The 20,778-nt window shown below is 72.3% G+C and carries 20 protein-coding genes; 12 read left to right on the top strand and 8 right to left on the bottom strand.

The genetic code is table 11. The features are described 5' to 3' along the window. Nucleotides 1-635: RNA-guided endonuclease InsQ/TnpB family protein (locus tag A3IG_RS34170; RefSeq protein ID WP_265736650.1), on the bottom strand; the 635-nt coding region annotated here is incomplete at its 3' end. A 14-nt stretch (nt 636-649) separates the two neighbouring features. Here A3IG_RS34170 and A3IG_RS32495 point away from each other — a divergent pair. Both A3IG_RS32495 and A3IG_RS0111545 read left to right on the top strand, forming a co-directional pair. Further along, nucleotides 650-808, top strand: coding sequence for an Arc family DNA-binding protein (locus A3IG_RS32495; protein WP_078500317.1), 159 nt, complete (start codon nt 650-652; stop codon nt 806-808). 87 nt (nt 809-895) lie between these two features. Then, nucleotides 896-1,681, top strand: a complete 786-nt coding sequence (locus A3IG_RS0111545) for an AIM24 family protein (protein WP_018383724.1) — start codon at nt 896-898, stop codon at nt 1,679-1,681. A 49-nt stretch (nt 1,682-1,730) separates the two neighbouring features. Here the strand turns inward: A3IG_RS0111545 and A3IG_RS29380 are convergent, their stop codons facing one another. Continuing rightward, the gene (locus tag A3IG_RS29380; protein ID WP_157862270.1) at nt 1,731-1,949 is read right to left on the bottom strand and encodes a hypothetical protein; all 219 of its coding nucleotides are present in this window, start codon (nt 1,947-1,949) and stop codon (nt 1,731-1,733) included. 174 nt (nt 1,950-2,123) lie between these two features. Between A3IG_RS29380 and A3IG_RS0111535 the strand changes: the two genes are divergently transcribed. Beyond that, complete coding sequence (locus A3IG_RS0111535; protein WP_018383722.1) at nt 2,124-2,615, top strand: MarR family winged helix-turn-helix transcriptional regulator; 492 nt, start codon at nt 2,124-2,126, stop codon at nt 2,613-2,615. A gap of 28 nt (nt 2,616-2,643) precedes the next feature. Here A3IG_RS0111535 and A3IG_RS0111530 read toward each other — a convergent pair whose 3' ends face one another. Together A3IG_RS0111530 and A3IG_RS0111525 are read right to left on the bottom strand one after the other, a co-directional pair. After that, nucleotides 2,644-4,221, bottom strand: coding sequence for a HAMP domain-containing histidine kinase (locus A3IG_RS0111530; RefSeq protein ID WP_018383721.1), 1,578 nt, complete (start codon nt 4,219-4,221; stop codon nt 2,644-2,646). Continuing rightward, nucleotides 4,214-4,894 (bottom strand): response regulator transcription factor, encoded by a 681-nt coding sequence (locus A3IG_RS0111525; RefSeq protein WP_018383720.1) that lies wholly within the window; start codon nt 4,892-4,894, stop codon nt 4,214-4,216. Before A3IG_RS0111525 ends, A3IG_RS0111530 begins: the two co-directional genes overlap by 8 nt. 118 nt (nt 4,895-5,012) lie before the next feature. Between A3IG_RS0111525 and A3IG_RS31855 the strand changes: the two genes are divergently transcribed. Continuing rightward, the gene (locus A3IG_RS31855; RefSeq protein ID WP_018383719.1) at nt 5,013-5,486 is read left to right on the top strand and encodes a PepSY domain-containing protein; all 474 of its coding nucleotides are present in this window, start codon (nt 5,013-5,015) and stop codon (nt 5,484-5,486) included. 783 nt (nt 5,487-6,269) lie between these two features. On the opposite strand, the gene meaB is transcribed toward A3IG_RS31855, so the two are convergent. Then, nucleotides 6,270-7,223 (bottom strand): methylmalonyl Co-A mutase-associated GTPase MeaB, encoded by a 954-nt coding sequence (meaB, locus tag A3IG_RS0111515; protein WP_040911266.1) that lies wholly within the window; start codon nt 7,221-7,223, stop codon nt 6,270-6,272. Between the two features lie 151 nt (nt 7,224-7,374). Next, nucleotides 7,375-8,577, bottom strand: a complete 1,203-nt coding sequence (locus A3IG_RS0111510) for an acetyl-CoA C-acetyltransferase (protein ID WP_026220162.1) — start codon at nt 8,575-8,577, stop codon at nt 7,375-7,377. A 242-nt stretch (nt 8,578-8,819) separates the two neighbouring features. Here A3IG_RS0111510 and mce point away from each other — a divergent pair, with 242 nt between their 5' ends. The 7 genes from mce (at nt 8,820) to A3IG_RS0111475 (ending at nt 18,366) form a co-directional block, all read left to right on the top strand. Beyond that, complete coding sequence (gene mce, locus A3IG_RS0111505; RefSeq protein WP_018383716.1) at nt 8,820-9,248, top strand: methylmalonyl-CoA epimerase; 429 nt, start codon at nt 8,820-8,822, stop codon at nt 9,246-9,248. 384 nt (nt 9,249-9,632) lie between these two features. Further along, on the top strand, nt 9,633-13,124 hold the full coding sequence (gene scy, locus A3IG_RS0111500; RefSeq protein WP_018383715.1) for a polarized growth protein Scy: 3,492 nt from the start codon (nt 9,633-9,635) through the stop codon (nt 13,122-13,124). A 108-nt stretch (nt 13,125-13,232) separates the two neighbouring features. Beyond that, on the top strand, nt 13,233-14,165 hold the full coding sequence (locus tag A3IG_RS0111495) for a coiled-coil domain-containing protein (protein ID WP_018383714.1): 933 nt from the start codon (nt 13,233-13,235) through the stop codon (nt 14,163-14,165). A gap of 129 nt (nt 14,166-14,294) precedes the next feature. Then, entirely contained in the window at nt 14,295-15,320 is a 1,026-nt protein-coding gene (locus A3IG_RS0111490; RefSeq protein WP_018383713.1) for an ABC transporter ATP-binding protein, read from the top strand. Then, entirely contained in the window at nt 15,317-16,081 is a 765-nt protein-coding gene (locus A3IG_RS0111485; protein WP_018383712.1) for an ABC transporter permease, read from the top strand. Before A3IG_RS0111490 ends, A3IG_RS0111485 begins: the two co-directional genes overlap by 4 nt. Nucleotides 16,082-16,230: 149 nt before the next feature. After that, nucleotides 16,231-17,448 (top strand): ABC transporter ATP-binding protein, encoded by a 1,218-nt coding sequence (locus A3IG_RS0111480; protein ID WP_018383711.1) that lies wholly within the window; start codon nt 16,231-16,233, stop codon nt 17,446-17,448. Between the two features lie 3 nt (nt 17,449-17,451). Then, nucleotides 17,452-18,366 (top strand): ABC transporter permease, encoded by a 915-nt coding sequence (locus tag A3IG_RS0111475; protein ID WP_018383710.1) that lies wholly within the window; start codon nt 17,452-17,454, stop codon nt 18,364-18,366. Between the two features lie 114 nt (nt 18,367-18,480). Here A3IG_RS0111475 and A3IG_RS0111470 read toward each other — a convergent pair whose 3' ends face one another. Next, nucleotides 18,481-18,801, bottom strand: coding sequence for a hypothetical protein (locus A3IG_RS0111470; protein WP_026220161.1), 321 nt, complete (start codon nt 18,799-18,801; stop codon nt 18,481-18,483). Nucleotides 18,802-19,015: 214 nt separating this feature from the next. On the opposite strand from A3IG_RS0111470, the gene A3IG_RS0111465 reads away from it, so the two are divergent. Then, nucleotides 19,016-20,062, top strand: coding sequence for an LLM class flavin-dependent oxidoreductase (locus A3IG_RS0111465; protein WP_018383708.1), 1,047 nt, complete (start codon nt 19,016-19,018; stop codon nt 20,060-20,062). 71 nt (nt 20,063-20,133) lie between these two features. On the opposite strand, the gene A3IG_RS0111460 is transcribed toward A3IG_RS0111465, so the two are convergent. Continuing rightward, complete coding sequence (locus A3IG_RS0111460) at nt 20,134-20,526, bottom strand: SCO5389 family protein (RefSeq protein WP_018383707.1); 393 nt, start codon at nt 20,524-20,526, stop codon at nt 20,134-20,136. Nucleotides 20,527-20,778 lie beyond the last annotated feature (252 nt).

Here is a 20,778-nt window from a genome sequence, read left to right as displayed (position 1 = left end):
GTGGCGGTCTCCTTGACGCCCCAGTCCACGCCGAGGACCCGTCCCGTAGCGGGGAGCGGCTGTGCCTGAGTGGCGACCACGAACGACGCGTACCAGTGCCCCACGCAATCCTGGTAGACGCGCACGCTGGAGGGTGCAGCCGGCAGGTCGCGGGACCAGACGACCCTCAGCACGGTCCCGCCCGCGAGGTGCAGGCGGCCGTCCTTCAGCCGGAAGCCGCGCCGCGTGTAGTTCACGGTGGGCAGCGCGTCCCTCTTGCGCTTGATGCGGGGCATTCCGGCGCGTTGCCGGACCGGCAGCTTCGCCTTGATGTCCTTCAGGGCCTTAGCGCGGGCCTTGGCGAAGTCGCGGATGGCCTGCTGCTGCGGCACCGACGCACCCTGACGCAGCCACGACATCGTGTCGCGGGCCTCGGTCAGCATCTTGTCGAGCTGGGCCGGGCCNCACGTCGTCTTCTCGGCCGTCCCCTGGTTCGCGGTGTGGACCTTTCGGGACACGGCCACGCACTCGTTCCACACCCACCGGCAACGCGCCCACTCGGCCATCAGGCCCATGCGGGCGGTCGACGACACACGAAGCCGGTACGTGTACCGGGCATGCCCGGCATCCTCCCGGCGCATCGCTGCTGTCGTCATGGCACGTTTCTAGCATGGAAGACGAGAAGCGGATCTCTCTCCGCCTACCAACCCACCTGCACACACGCCTGGTTGAAGCGGCCCGTACCGACCGGCGATCACTCAACTCCGAGATCGTCCACCTGCTTGAGGCCGCACTCGGTCCCGCAGTCGAAGACGACCAATCACCCTGACAACGATTGCCCTGCCCCATGCCCCGCTACGCGGGAGCTACGAATCCTCCCCGCCCCAAGGGACGGGGCGTCCTCGAAGGAGACCCGGTGATCAACCCGTCCGGTGGCCCGGTGGTCTACGAACCCCGCACGCTGCCGAGCAACGACAACGTCAACCCCTATGCGTTCTGCGTCGACCTCAAGGGCCAGTGGTTCCTCCAGAAGGGGAAGATGATCGCCTACTACGGGCAGATCGACTTCCACGGGATCGGCCACGGCCCACTGGACCGGCTGGTCAGGTCGAACTTCCACTCCCCGCTGCACGCCTCGGACTGGGTCGTGGCCGAGGGGAACGGCAGGATGCTGCTGGCCGACCGGGCGTTCGACGTCAACTCCTACGACCTCCAGGACGGGAACTTGTCGATCCGGTCGGGGAACCTGCTGGCGTTCCAGCCGGGCCTCGCCCTGAAGCAGTCGATCGTGCCCGGGTTCCTGACGCTGATCGGGACGGGGACGTTCGTCGCCGCGTCCAACGGCCAGGTGCACTTCGTGGAGCCGCCGATCCGGGTCGATCCGCAGGCGCTGGTGGGCTGGGCCGACTGCCCCTCACCCTGTCACCACTACGACCACGGCTACATGCGCGGGGTACTGGGCGGTGTGCGCCGGCTGACCGGGATGGGAGGCACCTCCGGCGAGGAGCACCAGTTCGAGTTCGTGGGACAGGGGCAGGTGCTGCTCCAGTCCACCGAGGTGCTGATGCCGGAACGCGCCACCGGCTCCACCCCGCACCAAGGCGGAGTGCCCCAGGGTGGCACCCCGGGCCACCGGAGCGGCCAGCAGGTGCCACAGCTCCCCGGGCAGCTCGGGGGCATCCAGCGCCGGCTCGGACTCTGACGCCGTTCCCCCGGCCGCCCCGGTCCTCCCGCCGGGGCGGCTCGCGGCCTCAGTCGCCGGGTGCGCCCCGCGACGCGTCGTCGGCCCCCCGCTCCATCCGGCGCTGCTGGACCGCGCCGAAGGTGACCCCCAGGGCGAGGCCCACGCCGAGGCCGATGGCGAGGTTGTCGAGGACGAGCAGCCCGAGGACGAGCCCGAACATCACGCCGAGCGGAAGCCCCATGTTCGGGTCCAGGAACGAGGTGTTTCCTTGGTCACTGTCAGTCATGGGACCATCGTGCCCGATGTGGGCGGAGTGCACCTCTTCATCACTCTGATGGCGGCGTGTCCTTCCGACGTCGAGCCCCGCCCCGGACGCCCCCGAGGGCGTCCTTCCGGTTCCTCCGGCACGCCACCCGTCCGGATTAGTTAAAATTTAAAATTTCCTGGGTAAAATCAAGCCATGGACACGCAAGACGGCACCTCGGAGCAGGAGCCCGAGCCCCGCTGGCTCACCAGTGAGGAGCAGCGGGTCTGGCGCACCCACGTGGAAGTGAGCAAGCTCCTCGCCTACCAGCTCGAACGTGAGCTCCAACCGTTCTCCCTGACCCTCAACGACTACGAGATCCTCGTCAACCTCTCCGAAGCCCCCGACCAGCGCATGCGCATGAGCGACCTGGCCCGGGCCACCCTCCAGTCCAAGAGTCGGCTCTCCCACCAGATCACCCGGATGGAGGACGCCGGTCTGGTTCGCCGGGAGGACTGCGAGTCCGACCGACGGGGGCTGTACACCGTCCTCACCGAGCACGGCTGGGCCACCCTGCGCAAGGTCGCGCCGGCGCACGTGGCGTCGGTCCGCGAGCACTTCATCGACCGTCTCAACACCACCGCACTGGCCGACTACCTGGAGGCGCTCGGCCCGGTCGCCGAGCACCTGCGCATGGTGCGCCCCTGATCCCGGCCCACCGCCCCACCGCCCGGCGTCACACGGCGGGCAGCAGCAACTCGAACAAAGCCCCGCCGGAGGGGGCCCGTCGCACGGACAGGCTCCCCCCGTGGCGCACCGCCACGTCCCGCGCGATGGCCAGGCCGAGCCCGGCCCCACCGTCGTCCCGGCTCCGCGCGTCGTCGAGGCGGACGAAACGCTCGAAGACGCGTTCCCGCTGGTCCTCGGGGACGCCCGGCCCGTCGTCCGCGACCTGGAGCGCCACCCACCGGCCGTCCCGGCGCAGCGTCACCCCCACCTCGGACGCGGCGTGCCGCTGCGCGTTGTCCAGCAGGTTCGCCAGCACCCGCGCGAGCTGTCCCCGACTGCCGACCACCTCCACACCGCCGGTCGCGGCCCACCCGCCGGGCGGCTCCTCCGGGTACTCCACGACGGGGACCCGGTCGGTGCGGTGGCGCTGCGCCAGTTCCTCCCGGACCATGGCCGCCAGGTCCACCCGGGTCCCACCGGGTCGCTCTCCGGCGTCGAGACGGGCCAACAGCAGCAGGTCGGAGGCGAGGCCCTGCAGCCGGACCACGTCCGCCAGCACGTCGTCCACCACCAGCAGCCGGGGGTGGGCGGTGGCCACCTCGAGCTGGGTGCGCAACGAGGCGATCGGGCTGCGCAGCTCGTGCGAGGCGTCAGCGACGAAGCGGCGTTGACGTTCGACCGCGTCCTCCAGGGCCGCCAGCGTCTCGTTGGTCGTCCGGGCGAGCCTGGCCACCTCGTCCCGGGAACGCGGCTCCGGCACCCGGCGGGACAGATCGCTGGCCCTGATCTCCGCCATCTCGGCGCGGATCGCCTCCACCGGGCGCAGCGACCGCCCGGTCACCAACCAGGTCACCGCGGCGACCACCACCAGCAGCACCGGCAGCCAGCCGAGCATGGACCAGGTCACGTCGGAGACGGCGGCCCGCTGGGAGGTCAGTGACGAGCCGGCGTAGACGGTGACCGGCACCCCGGCGGAGACGGTGCGCAGGGCCGCCACCCGGAAGTCGGCCGTCCCGGTGGCCTCGTCAGGGTCCGCGGTCGCGCGACCGTCCTCGTCCACCCGCAGGGAGACGTCCCGGAACCCGGCGTCCTCCTCCACCTCGGCCGGCGCCCCACCCACGGAGGCGCCCACCTCCCACTCCCCCGCCCACTCCCCCGGGTCGGCACCGCCGTCCACTTCGCCGCCGTCCCCGCCCCCCTCCTCGTCCCCGTCCTCGTCCTCGTCCGGACCGTCGGCATCGTCACCCTCCGTGGGCTGGGAGGACGGCGCGCCGGCCCGGTGGAACTGCGGGAACACCAACGCCCCGGCCACCCCGTCGCTGGCGGCCAACACCCGGCCGCTGCCGTCGACCACCTGGACCGGCGCGTCGGTCTCCAGACCCTGGGCCAGCCCCGGCGGACCACCGGCCGCGACCTGGGCGGCCACCTCCCGGGCCTTGCCCTCCGCGGCCACCTGGGCGTTGTCCTGGAGCCCCGCACTCAGCACCTGGACGATCACCAGACCGGCGGCGGCCAGGGCCAGGGCCACCACCACGGTGGCCCCGAGCGCGGTGCGGACCCGGACCGAGCCCAGCAGCCTAGGCACCGCCGTCAGCCACCAGGCGGTAGCCCGCGCCGCGCACCGTGGTGATCGACCGCCGGCCGAACGGCGCGTCCATCTTGCGACGCAGCGCGCTGACGTAGACCTCGACGATGTTGGGATCACCGTCGTAGGCGAAGTCCCAGACGTGTTCCAGGATGTCGGCCTTGGACACCACCTGCCCGGCGCGCACGGCCAGGTGCTCCAGCACCGCGAACTCCTTCGCGGTCAGCGACACCTCCTGGGTCCCCCGCAGACAGCGGCGGGCGGCCGGGTCCAGGGTGAGGTCACCGACCCGCAGCACGGGGGCGGCCCCCCGGGTCCTGCGACGCAGCAGCGCCCGGACCCGAGCCAGCAGCACCACGTAGGAGAAGGGCTTGGTGAGGTAGTCGTCGGCCCCGGTGTCGAGCCCCTCCGCCTCGTCGTACTCGCCGTCCTTGGCGGTGAGCATCAGCACCGGCGTCTCCACCCCCGCGGCACGCAGCGCCGCGCACACCCGGTACCCGTTGAGGCCGGGAAGCATGATGTCCAGCAGCACCAGGTCGTAGTCCCGGCCGGTCGCCAGGCGCAGCCCCTCCGCGCCGTCGTGCGTGACGTCCACGGCGAACCCCTCCGCCGCGAGTCCCCTGGCCAGCGCGGTGGCCAGGCGCCTTTCGTCCTCAACGATCAGCAGCCGCATGGACCCAGCGTGGCAGACCCTTCCTGAACGGGCCTTCAGGTTCCTTCAGCTTGGCTTCAGCGTCCGCCCGGCAGGGTGGCCCGTGAACAGACAGAGGCCGAACCCCTCGGAGGAACCCGTGAGGAAGAAGTACAAGCTGTTGGCGGGCGCCGCCGCGCTGATCGCCCTCGTGGGAGGGAACACCGCCACCGCGGTGGCCCTCAGCGGCGACGAAGACCCCTCGAACCGTTCATCGATCGCCACGTCCGTCGGCTCCCACGAGACCCGCGGCGACGACGGACGAGTCGACGCGGAGGACGGCACCGACACCGCGGTGGACGAATGGGGCCTCGGCATGGAGGCCGACGACAGCCACGCCCAGGGCGCCCAGGAGCTCACCGCGGAGCGTGCCGCCGCCATGGCGCGCGAGGCGACCGGGGGCACCGTCGTGGAGCTCGAGTACGACGGCGGCTGGGAGGCGGAGGTGATCTCCGAGAACGGCCTCGAGCTCGAGGTCCAGGTGGAGACCAGCACAGTCACCAAGGACGTGGACGACAACGACGACAACGACGACAAGGGGGACAACGACGACGACGAGGACGGCGACGACTGACCACGCCCCCTCAGCCGCAGTGCCGCGCACCCGAGCCCGGCATGTGCGGACGCGAGCGAGCCGCAGTCACGTCTGCGGCTCGCTCCGCGCGAGGAAGCACACCAAACCGGCCTGCGCCGCAGACCACGCCCCCACCAAGCGACGAAGCCCGCGACCGAGGGCTCCCACATCATGCGGTTGGCGCCGCGCGGGGGGAGCAGGTCTGAGGAACGCCGGCAGGGGCACCCCAAAGCGGCCGGCGGCGAACGAACCCCCCGGGATACCCGCAGCGTCGTGCACCTTCACCCCGACGACGCGNAGACGTGAGCGAGCCGCAGCGACACCATGCGGCTGGCGCCGCGGACCGCTGCCCCTGCCAAGAGACGAAGCCCGCGACCGAGGAACGAGGGAGCAGGCCGAGGAACGCCAGCAGGGGCACCCCCAAGCGGCCGGCGGCGAGCGAACCCCCGGAAAAACCCGCAGCGTCGTGCACCTTCACCCCGACGACGCGAAGACGTGAGCGAGCCAAAGGCCGCGCCCCTGCCAAGAGACGAAGACCAGCGACCGAGGAACGAGGGAGCAGGTCTGAGGAACGCCGGCAGGGGCTTTCCAAGCGGCCGGCGGCGAGCGAACCCCCGGAAAAACCCGCAGCGTCGTGCACCTTCACCCCGACGACGCGCAGACGTGAGCGAGCCAAAGGCCGCGCCCCTGCCGAAGAGACGAAGCCCGCCGACCGAGGAACGAGGGAGCGGGCTGAGGAACGCCGGCAGGGGCCTCCCAAAGCGGCCGGCGGCGAGCGAACACTTACTGAGCAGTCAGCTCCCGCACCAACTCGTCAGCCGCCGAGTACGGGTCGAGTTCTCCCGCCGTGATGCGCGCGGCCAGGGCGTCGAGGCGGCGGTCGCCGTGCAGGTCTCCGATGCGTTGGCGGAGCGCGGTGAGGGCGATCGTCTCGACCTCGCCGGCTGCCCGTCGCCGTCTGCGGGCGGTGAGGGCGCCGCGTTCCTCCATCCAGGCGCGGTGCTTCTCCAGCGCCTCCACCACCTCGTCCACGCCTTCGCCGCGGGAGGCCACCGTCCTGACGATGGGGGGCCGCCAGTCGCCGGGTTCGCGGGCTTCGCCGAGGCCGAGCATGTGGTTGAGCTCCCGAACGGTGGAGTCGGCGCCGTCCCGGTCGGCCTTGTTGACCACGTAGACGTCCCCGATCTCCAGGATCCCGGCTTTCGCGGCCTGGATGCCGTCGCCCATGCCGGGGGCGAGGAGCACCACGGAGGTGTCCGCCTGGTCGGCGATCTCCACCTCGGACTGGCCGACGCCGACCGTCTCCACCAGGATCACGTCGCACCCCGCGGCGTCCAGTACCCGGATGGCCTGGGGCGCCGCCCAGGCCAGGCCGCCGAGGTGGCCCCGGGTGGCCATGGAGCGGATGTAGACACCGCTGTCCCCTGAGTGCTCCTGCATCCTCACCCGGTCGCCGAGCAGGGCGCCGCCGGAGAACGGGGAGGACGGGTCCACGGCCAGCACCCCGACCCGCTTGCCGCGTCGCCGGTAGGCGCTGACCAGGGCGGAGGTCGAGGTGGACTTCCCCACTCCGGGAGAGCCGGTCAGCCCCACCACGTAGGCGCCGCCGGCGAGGGGAGCCAGGGCGGCCATGACTTCTCGAAGCTGCGGGGAGGCGCCTTCCACCAGCGAGATCAGCCGGGCGACGGCGCGTGGCCGGCCTGCCCTGGCCTGTTCGACGAGGGTGGGGACGTCCATGGTCCTGGTGCTCACGTGGCTCCTCGAGGGTCGTGCCGCTGCCGGCGCCGCTTCCCGTGCGCGGCGCCGCTGGCCGGGCCGCGCCTCGGCGGTCGGCCGGGGGCCGCGGCGGTCACCTCCGCCGCGGCTCTCGTCGCCTGCCGCGTCCCGGTCAGCCGTTGCCCGGGACCCGCAGGACCAGCGCGTCGCCCTGGCCGCCGCCGCCGCACAGCGCGGCCACTCCCACGCCGCCGCCGCGGCGTCGCAGCTCGAGCGACAGGTGGAGGGCGAGCCGGGCGCCGGACATGCCGATGGGGTGCCCCAGGGCGATGGCGCCGCCGTTGACGTTGACCTTTTCCGGGGACACGCCGAGTTCCTTGGTTGACTGTACGACGACCGCGGCGAACGCCTCGTTGATCTCGATCAGGTCGAGGTCGTCCGCGGTGAGCCCTTCCCGGTCCAGCGCCCGCTTGATGGCGTTGGCGGGCTGGGACTGCAGGGAGTTGTCGGGGCCGGCCACGTTGCCGTGCGCCCCGATCTCGGCGAGCCATTCCAGGCCGAGTTCCTCCGCCTTGGCCTTGCTCATCACCACGACCGCGGCGGCGCCGTCGGAGATCGGCGAGGAGGAGCCGGCGGTGATGGTGCCGTCGGCGCCGAACGCCGGGCGCAGCCTGGCGAGGACCTCCGTGGTGGTCTCGGGGCGGACGCCCTCGTCGGTGTCCACGGTGATCGGGTCGCCCTTGCGCTGCGGCACCTGGACGGGAACGATCTCGGCCCCGAACACGCCGTCCTTCTGTGCCCGTGCGGCCCGCTGGTGGGACAGGGCGGCAACCTCGTCCTGGGCTTCGCGCCCGATGCCCAACCGGGCGTTGTGGCGGTCGGTGGACTCACCCATGGGGATGCGGTCCCACGGGTCGGTGAGGCCGTCGTGGGCCATCGAGTCCACCATTTCGATGGCGCCGTACTTGTGGCCGTGCCGGGCGGGGACCAGGTGGGGGGCGTTGGTCATGGACTCCTGGCCGCCGGCGACGACGATGTCGAACTCGCCGGCCCGGATGAGCTGGTCGGCCAGCGCGATGGCGTCGAGGCCGGACAGGCACACCTTGTTGATGGTCAACGCGGGCACGTGCATCGGGATGCCGGCCTTGACCGCGGCCTGGCGCGCCGGGATCTGGCCGGCGCCTGCCTGGAGCACCTGTCCCATGATCACGTACTGCACCTGGTCGCCGGTGATGCCCGCCCGCTCCAGCGCCGCGGAGATGGCGAAGCCACCGAGGTCCACCCCGGTGAAGCTCTTGAGCGAGCCGAGGAGGCGGCCCATCGGGGTGCGGGCGCCCGCGACGATCACGGACGTTGGTGCCTGCTGACTGGTCATCTCGCGTCCCCTTCTGCGGCCGTGAAGCGGCAGTTCTTGTTGTGAGTTGGGCTCCAGGCCAAAGATACTTAGCGGTATCGACCGCGTCACCGGCGTCGAGGTGTGACGGCCCGCACGTTGCGTGACCAGCTGTGTGCGCGATGGACTTGTTGGGTGGTGGTCCGCCGCGTCCCCCGCGACACGCGGGCCGCCCAGGGCACCCGCGTCCGCCCGCTCCCGTCGTCCGACCTCGGAAGGCTCCCATGCTGACCCGCATCGACCACATCGGCATCGCCTGCTTCGACCTGGACACGACCGTCGAGTTCTACCGGGCGACCTACGGCTTCGAGGTCTTCCACACGGAGGTCAACGAGGAGCAGGGCGTCCGCGAGGCCATGCTCAAGATCAACGAGACCTCCGACGGAGGCGCCTCCTACCTGCAGTTGCTCGAGCCGATCCGGGAGGACTCCGCGGTGGCGAAGTGGCTCGCCCGGCACGGGGAGGGGGTGCACCACATCGCCTTCGGCACCGCCGACGTGGACGGGGACGCCGCCGCGGTCCGGGAGAAGGGGGTGCGGGTGCTCTACGACGAGCCGCGACGCGGCTCCATGGGTTCCCGGATCACCTTCCTGCACCCCAAGGACTGCCACGGGGTGCTCACCGAGCTGGTCACCGCGGCGAAGCCGCACTGATCCGCCGGCGCACCCGTCCCGCTCCCGCCCCCGGCACGGGGGCACGTCGCCGTGCCGGGGGCGGCGCGTGGCCGTCTGCCCGGGTGGGGCGGGTCACAACCCGGGTACACCGCTGGTCCTTGGCTGGCCGCGGGGCAGTGAGTCCCCGGTAGAGTGCAGCAGTCGGCGCAGCATCATCCGGTGTGCGCTGCGCGGAGGGCGGTGGCGGGATACGGACGGTCGGCGCGCCGGGAGCGGTGGCTCCCCGGGAGGGACCGTGCCCCGCCGTTGATCTGACACCATTCTCCGGAAGGCCATGTTCACCAGGAAGGCTCACCCGAACGGCGGGCGGACTCCGCTGGCCGGCGGGAGAGCCCTCGACCAGGAGACGGATGGGACCGCGCAGTGCGGGGTTACGACCGCTACGAGGTTGACGACCACCTCTCTCAGTTCGAAGCCGAGATGGATCGGGTTCGCACCGAGCGGAACAAGGCGGTCGACCATGCCGAGGACCTTGCCTACCAGGTGGAGGTCCTCCGCGCCAAGCTGCACGAGGCCCGCCGCAAGATCTCCCAGTCCAGTGCCTACGACAACGTCAGCCACCACGCCGAACAGTTGCTCCGCAACGCCCAGATCCAGGCCGACCAGTTGCGGACGGACGCCGAGCGGGAGCTGCGCGAGGCGCGTGCCTCGGCGCAGCGGGTGCTCCAGGAGAGCGCCGAGCGGCAGTCCCAGCTCGAGGCGGAGTGGCACGCCGAGGCGGTGCGCCGCCGCCGCCGGCTCGACGAGGAGCTGGCCGAGCGCCGCAGCACGGTCGAGAGCCACGTCAACGACAACGTGGCGTGGGCCGAGCAGCTCCGTGCCCGCACCGAGTCCCAGGTCCAGCGGCTGAAGGACGAGGCCAGGGCGGAGGCCGAGGCCACCCTCGCCGCGGCCCGGGTGGAGGCCCAGCGCCTCGCCGAGCAGGCCAGGGAGCGGATCGCCGCCGATTCCGAGGTGGCCAGGAACGAGGCCGACGCCCTGCTGCGTCGGGCCAGGTCGGACGCCGAACGGATGCTCGCGGCGGCGTCCGCGCAGGCCCAGGAGGCCACGGAACACGCCGAGCGGGTGCGGGAGAGTTCCCGTACCGAGGCCGAGCGCAGCCGGCGCGAGGTGGCCGAGCTGACCAGGGCGGCCCAGGAGCGCAAGGAGGAGGCCGAGGCCGCGCTGCGGGAGGCGCGGGCCGAGGCGGACCGGCTCCGCGAGGAGACCGCCGCGGCCGCCGCCCGGCGGCTGGCCACGGTGGACGCCGACGTCGAGCAGCGCACCAGGACCGCCCGCAGCGAGGTGGCCCGCCTGGTCGCCGAGGCCACCAAGCAGGCCGAGGGGCTGCGGGCCGAGGCGGAGCAGATCCGGGGGGACGCCACCGCGGAGGCGGAGCGCATCCGCACCGAGGCCGCCGAGGAGGCCCGCGCCGCGGCCTCGGAGGACGCGGCGGCGCAGCTCGCGAAGGCCGCCAAGACCGCAGACGAGATCCTGACCAAGGCGTCCGCCGACGCCGGCGCGACCACCCGCGCCGCGACGGAGGAGGCGGAGCGCATCCGTTCGGAGGCGCAGGCCGAGGCGGAGCGGATGCACCAGGAGGCGGCGGAGGCCGCGGCCCAGGTGCAGAGCGCGGCGCAGGACGACACCAAGCAGTTCCGAGAGCGCACCACCAGGCTCCAGGAGGAGGCCCGCCGGCTGCGGGGCGAGGCCGAGCAGTTGCGGGCGGAGGCGGTCGCCGAGGGCGAGCGCATCCGTTCCGAGGGACGCCGCGAGGCGATGGCGCAGATCGAGGACGCCGCCAGGACCGCGGAAGAGCTGCTGGCCAAGGCGAAGGCGGACGCCGACGAGCTGCGGCAGCGGGCGGACACCGAGGTCGAGCGGCAGCGGGCCGAGGCGGCGGAGCGGGCCTCGGCACTGCGCGACCAGGCGGAGACCACGCTGGGTGAGGCCCGCGCCGAGGCCGAGGAGTTGCGCGCGGAGGGCCGGCGCCTGGCCGAGGAGCAGGTGCGGGAGGCCGAGCGGGAGGCCGCCCGGGTTCGCTCGGAGGCCGAGCAGATCTCCGCCAGGATCACCACCGAGGCGGCGGAGGAGTCGTCCCGCCGCAGGTCGGAGGCGGATGCCCGGCTGGCCGAGGCGGAGCGGGAGCGGCAGGACGCCAAGGCGCAGGCCGAGCGGCTGCGCGCGGACGCGGTGGCGGAGGCGGAACGGTCGCGCACCGACGCCGCGGAGCGGGCCCGCGCCGTGACGGAGCAGGCCGCGGCCGAGGCGGAGCGGCTCCGCACCCTGGCCGCCGGGGAGGCTGCCGCGGCCCGGGCGGAGGGCGAGTCGTTCGCGGTGCGGTTGCGCACCGAGGCCACCGCCGAGGCCGAGAAGGTGCGCAGCGAGGCGCAGGCGGAGGCCGACCGGCTGCGGGCCGAGGCTCAGGCGGCGCGGGAGCGCGCGGCGGCGGAGGCCGCGCAGGAGCTGGCCGCGGCCCAGGAGGAGGCGGCCCGCCGCCGCCGGGAGTCCGACGAGCTGGTGGGGGCCGCCCGGACGGAGGCCGAACGGGAGCGGGCCGCCGCCCACAAGCAGAGCGAGGAGTTGCTCGCCGCCGCCCGCAAGCGGGTCGAGGAGGCCGGGGCCGAGGCGGACCGGCTGGTCGGCGAGGCGGAGCGGCGGGCCACGGAGCTGGTGGCCGCCGCGGAGCAGACGGCCGCGCAGGTGCGGGAGTCGGTGGCCGGGCTGCACGCGGCGGCGAAGGAGGAGATCGCCGGGCTGCGTTCGGCGGCGGAGCACGCCGCCCGGCGGTTGCAGGAGGAGACGCAGGCCGCCGCCGACCAACTGCGCACCGAGGCGCACGCGGAACGGGAGCGGGCCGCGCAGGAGGCGGCCAGGGTTCGTGCGGAGGTCAAGGAGGAGGCCGCGGCGGCCAGGGCGCTGGCCGAGCGGACCACCACCGAGGCGATCGAGGAGGCGGAGCGGACCAGGGCCGAGGCCAGGGAGGAGGCCAACAAGCGCCGGGTGCAGGCGGCCAAGCAGGCCGACACCCTGGTGTCCGGGGCGACCACGGAGGCCGAGCGCCTGGTCAGCGAGGCGAAGGAACGGGCGGAACGCCTGGTCAGGGACGCCAAGGAACGGGCGGTGCACCGGGCCGCCTCGGCCGAGGAGCAGGCCGACGCGATGGTCGGCGCGGCCCGCAAGGAGGCCGAGCGGCTGGTGGCCGAGGCCACCGTGGAGGGCAACGCGCTGCGGGAGCGGGCGCGTACCGAGGCGGACACCATGCTGGGAGAGGCCCGTCGGGACGCCACCGCCATCCGGGAGCGGGCTGAGGAGCTGCGCGAACGAGTGGAGTCCGAGGTCGAACAGTTGCACGCACGGGCCCGCAAGGAGTCGGCGGAGGCGATGAAGTCGGCGGGCGAGCGGGTGGACAAGTTGGTCGCCGCGGCCACCGAGCAGCTCACCGAGGCCGAGAACAAGGCCAGGCAACTGGTGGCCGAGGCGGAGGAGAAGGCCGCGGAGCTGAAGACCAACGCGTCGTCCGAGGCGAGCAAGGTGCGGATCGCCGCGGTGAAGAAGGCCGAGGCGCTGTTGAAGGAGGCGGAGCAGAAGAAGGCCGCCATGCAGCAGGAGGCCGAGCGGACCCGGGAGGAGGCGAAGGCGGAGGCGCGGCGCATGGTAGCGGACGGCAAGCGGGAGCTGGACCAACTGGTACGCAGGCGCAAGGACATCAACGCCGAGATCGCCCGCGTGCAGGATGTGCTGGAGGCCCTAGAATCGTTTGAGGCACCGTCAAACGGGAGCAACGGTACGCAGAAGGGCAGTGTCAAGGCCGGCGCCGGGGCTGGTTCCGCCCGTACGGGTGGCAAGCGAGCTGACGGCACGGCACGCGATTGAGGGCTCATTCTTCAGATTCCTCTGCGCGATGACTCGATGACACGCCGCTGTCACGCCTAGGATTCCCCGTATCACCTCACCGGTCTACGTCTCATCGACAGGAACCCCATGAGCGACACTTCCTCCCCCTTCGGCTTCGAGCTCGTGCGGCGCGGGTACGACCGCACGCAGGTGGATGAGCGCATCACGAAGCTGGTCGCCGATCGCGACAGTGCCCTGACGAGGATCACGGCACTGGAGAAGCGCATCGAGGAGCTCCACCTCGAAACCCAGAACGCCCAGGCCCAGTTGTCGGACTCCGAGCCGTCGTACGCCGGTCTCGGTGCCCGTGTCGAGAAGATCCTCCGGTTGGCCGAGGAGGAGGCGAAGGACCTGCGGGAGGAGGCGCGCCGCGCCGCCGACCAGCACCGTGAGCTGGCCGAGGGAGCGGCTGCCCAGGTCCGCGCGGACGCCGAGTCGTACGCCGCCGACCGCAAGGCGAAGGCGGAGGACGAGGGCGCCCGGATCATCGACAAGGCGAAGAGCGAGGCGGCCCAGCTCCGGGCGGACGCCACCAAGGACGCCCAGACCAAGCGCGAGGAGGCGGACGCCCTCTTCGAGGAGACCAGGGCCAAGGCCGCCCAGGCAGCCGCGGACTTCGAGACCAACCTCGCCAAGCGCCGCGAGCAGTCCGAGCGTGACCTGGCGTCCCGCCAGGCGAAGGCGGAGAAGCGGCTGGCCGAGATCGAGCACCGCGCCGAGCAGCTCCGCCTGGAGGCGGAGAAGCTGCGCACCGACGCCGAGCGCAGGGCGCGTCAGACGGTGGAGACGGCGCAGCGTCAGGCCGAGGACATCGTGGCGGACGCCAACGCCAAGGCCGACCGCATCCGCAGCGAGTCCGAGCGCGAGCTGGCCGCCCTGACCAACCGTCGGGACAGCATCAACGCCCAGCTCACCAACGTCCGCGAGATGCTCGCCACGTTGACCGGCGCGGCTGTCGCCGCCGCCGCCCCCGAGGACGAGCCGCTGTCCCGCGGCGTCCCGGCCCAGCAGTCCCGCTGACCTCCGGGACGGTTCCGGGCGAGGACACGGCTTCGGTGAGCTCCACCGGGCGCCTCCTGTCACCCTGCGTGTCGTCGAGACGGCACGTCCTGGTGGCGGGGGGCGCTTGGTCCGTTTAGCGTTGATTTCATGATCGAGCTGGAGCACCTCACCAAGCGGTACGGTGAGAAGTTGGCCGTGGACGGGCTCACCTTCACCGTGCGGCCGGGTGTGGTGACCGGCTTCCTGGGGCCGAACGGCTCGGGCAAGTCCACCACCATGCGGATGATGCTGGGACTGGACAAACCCAGCAGTGGTGAGGTCCGCATCGACGGCAAGCGGTACATCGACCTGAAGGAACCCCTGCGGTACATCGGCGGGCTGTTGGAGGCCCGGGGGGTGCACCCGGGCCGTAGCGCCCACAACCACCTGCTGTGTCTGGCCCAGAGCAATGAGATTTCACCCAGTCGGGTGAATGAGGTGCTGGACATCGTCGGTTTGACGTCGGTGGCCCACAAGCGGTCCAAGGGGTTCTCCCTGGGCATGGGGCAGCGGCTCGGCATCGCCGGGGCGCTGCTCGGCGACCCCCAGGTGCTGCTCTTCGACGAACCGGTGAACGGCCTGGACCCCGAGGGCATCCACTGGATCCGCAACCTGATCCGGGACCTGGCGGACCAGGGGCGCACGGTGTTCGTCTCCAGCCACCTGATGAGCGAGATGGCACTCACCGCCGACCACCTGATCGTGATCGGTCAGGGACGGCTCCTCGCCGACACCACCATGGCGGACTTCATCACGCACAACGCCCACTCGTTCGTCCGCATCCGCACCCCGCAGCCGGAGCGCCTCATCGCGGTGCTCTCCGCCGAGGGCATCGGTTGGGACCGGGGGGACGAGGGCTCCTTCGAGGTCAGCGACGTGCCGGCCGAGCAGCTCGGCGAGCTGGCCGCCCGCCACCGGCTGGTGCTGCACGAGCTGAGCCCGCAGCGGGCGTCCCTGGAGGAGGCGTTCATGCGGATGACGGCGACCTCCGTGGAGTACCACGCGCACACCCCGAGCGAGAACAACGGGACGGCGTCAGCCGGCGCCCCCGGCGCCCCGCCGGGGGCGGAACCCGGGTCCGGCCCCGGGTCCTCCGGTTGGGGAGCGCACAGGAAGAGAGGCGAGGGACGTTGACCGTCACCACCGCAGTCCTGAAGTCGGAGTGGACCAAGGTCCGGTCGGTGCGCTCCACCGTGTGGACGCTGGCGTCGGCCTTCGCGGTCACCGTCGGCCTCAGCGCGGCGCTGTGCGCGGTGATGAACGCCAACTTCGACCAGCTCTCCAGCAGGGACCAGGCCACCTTCGACGCGACCAGCATCAGCTTCGCCGGGATGTTCCTCGGGCAGCTCGCCATCATCGTGTTCGGGGTGCTGGTGGTGGGCAGCGAGTACAGCACCGGCATGATCCGCACCTCGCTCGCCGCCGTGCCCCAGCGCGGCACCTTCCTGTTCTGCAAGATGGGGGTCGCCACCGTGCTCGCCCTGGTGACCGCCATGGCGACCAGCTTCTCCTCGTTCTTCTGCGGGCAGGCGCTGCTCGGGTCGCACCGCACCACCATCGGCGCACCGGAAGTGCTGCGCGCGGTCTTCGGCGCCGGGCTCTACATGACCATGCTGGCGATCTTCGCCATGGGGGTGGCGGCGATGCTGCGCAGCCCCATCCTGGCCCTCGGCGTCCTGATGCCGTTCTTCTTCCTGGTCTCCACCATCCTGGCCAACGTGCCCGGCGCCAAGGAGGTCGCCCGGTACTTCCCCGACCAGGCGGGGAGCCGGGTCACCCGGGTGGTGCCGTCCACGGCTCCCTACGGACCCTGGGAGGGCTTCGGGATCATGGGGCTGTGGGTGGTTGCCGCGCTCGTCGGCGGCTATCTGGTCATCCGGAACCGCGACGCCTGACCGGCTCGTCCTCTCCGGTGACGCCGCGCGGGTGCCCCGGCCGTGTGCCAGGACCCGACGCCCCGGCAGGCGTCGGTCCGCATGCCAGTAGCCTGAGCCCTTCACGGGGCCGGCGCGCCCCAGGCGCACGCTGTCGTTGAGGGGGAAGTGTGATCGAGGCAGTTGGCCTCACCAAGGTCTACGGTGCCAAACGAGCCGTTGACAACCTGTCGTTCCAGGTGAGACCCGGCGCGGTGACCGGATTCCTGGGCCCGAACGGCTCCGGCAAGTCCACCACCATGCGGATGATCCTCGGCCTGGACACCCCCACCGCGGGCCGCGTCACCATCGGCGGATGCCCTTTCCGGGAGCTGCCCAACGCCCCCCGCCAGGTGGGCGCGCTGTTGGACGCCAAGGCGGTGCACGGGGGACGCAGCGCGCGGCAGCACCTGCTCTGCCTGGCCCAGCTCTCCGGCATCCCGCAGCGACGGGTGGACGAGGTGCTGGGCGTCGTGGGGTTGCAGGACGTCGCGAGGCGCAGGTCCAAGGGGTTCTCCCTGGGCATGGGGCAGCGGCTCGGCATCGCCGGGGCGCTGCTCGGCGACCCCCAGGTGCTGCTCTTCGACGAACCGGTGAACGGCCTGGACCCCGAGGGCATCCACTGGATTCGCAACCTGATGCGCAAGCTCGCCAGCGAGGGCCGCACGGTGTTCGTCTCCAGCCACCTGATGAGCGAGATGGCACTCACCGCGGACCACCTGATCGTGATCGGTCAGGGGCGGCTCCTCGCGGACATGAGCGTGAAGGACTTCATCGCGTACAACTCGGCGGGGTTCGCCCGGGTGCGCACCCCCGACCAGCAGCAGGGGGAGAAGCTCGCCGGACGCCTCGCCGAGATCGGCGGACAGGTGCACCTCGAGCAGGACGGGGCCCTGCGGGTGACCGGGGTGGACCTGCCGCGGATCAGCAACCTCGCGCACGAGCTCGACGTACGCCTCTACGAACTGTCCCCGCACCAGGCGTCGCTCGAAGAGGCGTACATGCGGATGACCCAGATGGTCGTGGACTACCGCTCCACCGACGACCCCAGGGCCGGACTCCAGCAGCCGGTGGCGGGTCCGGCCGGGGGTTACCCACCAGGAGCGCCGCACCCGGGCCAGTTCCCGGGCCACGTCCCCGGCCAGGTCCCCGGCCAGCCGCCGGTCCCGGCCCAGCCGTACGCCGGCCAGGTGTTCGCGCCCCCACCGGGGCAGCCCGTCCCCGCGGCCCAGGGGTACCCCGGCACGCCGCCCGCCGCGCCGCCGGCCATGCCCCCCGCGGCGCCACCCGCCGCGCCTGGCGTGCCACCCGCCGCGCTCACCCTGTCGAAGAACGAGAGCGAGAGCTGACCGATGAACTCCTATCCGGCTCCCGCGGCGCCCTTCCCCGCGGGCCCCGCGCCGGTGGGTCAGGGCGGTGCGCTGCCGCCCCCCGCGGCCTACACCTCACCGATCCCGATCACCACGACCGGCCTGGGACACGCCCTCGCCTCCGAGTGGACGAAGATCCGCACCGTGCGCTCCACCCTGTGGACGCTCGGGGTGATGTTCCTGTTCGTCATCGGTCTCGGCATGCTGATGACGTTCACGGTCGGCGAGGACGAGTACGACAGCTCCCCGATCCTCAGTTTCGGCCTGCCCGGGGTGCTGCTCGGCCAGTTGGGCGTGGTGACCCTCGGCGTGCTGGTGATCACCTCCGAGTACAGCACCGGGATGATCCGCACCACCCTGACCGCGTGCCCGCGGCGCGGCCGGGTGCTGGCCGCCAAGGCCATCGTGTTCTTCGTGGTGACGCTGGTGCTCTCGACCGCCGCCTGCTCGCTCGTGGCCCTGATCAACTACGCGCAGCTCGGCGGCCGGGACATCACCGGGTACGCCTACACCGACACGGGACACGGCGATGTCGTGACCGGGCAGACGTCCGTGACCAGCGGCGAGGTGGTCCGGGCGACCTTCGGCATCGGGCTGTACATGGCCCTGCTCGGTCTGCTCGCCCTCGCCGTGGGGGTGTTGCTGCGGCACACCGCGGGCGCGATCACCACCATGCTGGGGGTGGTGCTGCTGCCGCTGCTCGCCGGTCTGTTCATCCCCGACGACGACGTGCGGGAGACCCTCCAGGAGTACTCCGCGCCCAACATCATCGGCGAGCTGTACGACATCCCCATCGTGGGCGAGGACAACGGCTGGGGCCTGCTGGGCCTGCTGGCGCTGGTCACCACGGTGACGCTGGCCGCCGCCGCCACGGTGCTGCACAGCCGCGACGTGTAGACCGCGACCGCCGCCCGGGCGCCCGGGCGGCTCCCGCACGGGCCGGCTCCGGATCGTTCCCCGGGGTCGGCCCGCGGCGTTCCCCCGTCCGGCCCTCCGGGCGCCGGGCGCGGCTCAGTACCGGGGGGCGCCACGGGCGCGGAGCACCTGGGCGCCCCGCCGGTCCCGGGCGTTCCAACAGGCCCGGTGCCAGTGCCTGCGGTCGTCCACGCCCCCGTACACGGGCCAGGCCACCACGTGGCCGACCCCCGAAGGGATCTCCTGGTCGCAGCCGGGACAGCGGTAGCGCTTGCCGGACGCCCCGGCGACCGGGCGCACCACCCATTCCTCCCCCCGCCAGGACTCCGTCCGCTCCAGGCCGTAGCCGGAGCCGACGGAGGGCGCCGGGGGCTCGTTCCTGGCTACCCGTCGAGGGCGGTTGCGACGCGGAGACACGGTCGTGGCCTTTCGCTCGTGGACGGACGACCCGCGCCCGGGCCGTCCGTCCAGCGTACGCAACGACGAGGCGTCGTTGACCGGTTTGTACCGCTGTCCCTCCAGGTACACCCGAGCACCTCGAGCAGAATCCTTCTCCCAGGGTGTCCATGGCATGTGTCATGCGTTAATGCCCATGCGGGGGACGGGAAGCAACGCAGGAGAGGAGTCGTCGATGCGCGTGGGCGCGTTCCTTCTCGCGGCCCAGTTCCCCGGCCAGGGTTCAGGCGAGGCCCTGCACCGGGCCGTCGTCGCCGCACGGGCCGCCGAAGAGGCGGGACTTGACGGGATCTGGTTGGCCGAGCACCACTTCGTGCCCTACGGGGTTTGTCCTTCGGCGGTCACCATGGCCGCCCTGTTACTGGGCCGCACCTCCAGGATCGGCGTGGGCACCGCGGTGAGCGTGTTACCGAACGCCCACCCGGTGGCGCTGGGCGAGCAGGCGGCGCTGCTGCACGTGGTGTCGGGCGGCCGGTTCACCCTCGGCGTGGGGCGTGGCGGTCCGTGGGTGGACCTGGAGGTCTTCGGCGGCGGCATCGACGCCTACGAGCAGGGCTTCCCTGAGGCACTCGAGCTGCTGTTGCGCTGGCTCAACGAGCCGGCCGTCGGGGCCCGCGGGCCACGGTACGCCTTCCGCGAGGTCCCGGTGGTGCCGCGGCCCGACGAGCTGGACAGCGGCGTGGCCGGGTGTCCGCCCAGGCCGCCGGTCGTCGTGGCCTGCACCTCCCGCGGTTCGGTGCGGCTGGCCGCGCGGCACGGGCTGGCCATGCTGCTCGGGATGCACTGCGGCGACGAGGAGAAGGCGGAGATGGTCGCCGCCTACCGGACCGAGGCGCTGGCGGCGGGTCGGTCACCCCAGGAGGTGGCGCGGGTCGAGCACATATCGGCCGGGGTGGTGCAGGTCGCGGACTCCAGGCAGGAGGCGGTGGAGACGCTGACCAAGGCGATGCCCGGCTGGCTGCGGCAGGGCCTGGCCGCGCACATGACGGTGGACGGCAGGGCCCGGTCGATGCGCGACCCGCTCGCCTACACCGAGCTGTTGTGCGCGCTGCATCCGGTGGGGCCACCGGAGTTGTGCGCCCAGCGGCTGGGGGAGACCGCCGAGCGCACCGGCATCTCCCGGTTCGCCCTGCTGGTGGAGGGGTCGGGCGACCTCGCCGCCACGGAGCGGAACGTCGCCAGGCTCGGCGCCGAGGTGATCCCCCTCCTCCAGCGTCCTTGACTGACTCCGGGGCCTTCGGACCGGGCCGCCACGCTGGCGGTGGCCGACGCGTCGGAGATCCGAGCGACCGGTCAGCAGTCCCGCAACAGCGGTGACTGGTTGAGCAGTTGGCCGCGGACCGAGGTGAACCTGGCGTACCGTTCGTCGGCCTCCGGGCCGGTGGGGAACACCGCGACCCGGTGGCAGTTCTGGAACGCCAGCCGGACCCCGAAGTGCCGTTCCAGCGTGCCTCTGATGGCGTCGCTGGCGAGCGCGCGCAGTAACTGCCCGCGGGCCTGCTCGTCCGGGGGCGGCACCTGGTTGTCCGCGAGCTCTCCGCCCTCCACCTTGAGTCGGGTGACCAACGAGCTGATCATGTTCCACGCGTAGGGCAGCGAGGTACGGACACAGTCAACGAACTCCGTCTCGTCAACCTCGCCTCGTTCGGCCTTGTCGAGCAGGGCTGGTGGGACGTCGAGCGACATGGGTTCTCTCCTCTCCCGGCCCCTGGACGCGGAGCCTGAAGACGTGGGCCATCAACACAGGGAGACACCTGGACCGTGCTGCCGGGCCTGGGCGCCGGGCAAGCGGAGGACTGACCCCCGTTCAGAACCGTAAAACAGCGTTCAATACTCGACCAGAGTCGAACACCTTCAAAGCACCCACAACCAGCCAACCCCCGAACGGCATTACACAGGCACACTCCGCACCAGCGCGGTGACCCTGGGTCGCCCTCG

The organism is Wenjunlia vitaminophila DSM 41686 (assembly GCF_000380165.1).
GTDB classification, from domain to species: Bacteria; Actinomycetota; Actinomycetes; order Streptomycetales; family Streptomycetaceae; genus Wenjunlia; species Wenjunlia vitaminophila.
The sequence above is the reverse complement of the archived record's forward strand: the minus strand, read 5'-3'. Positions and strand labels throughout refer to the sequence as shown.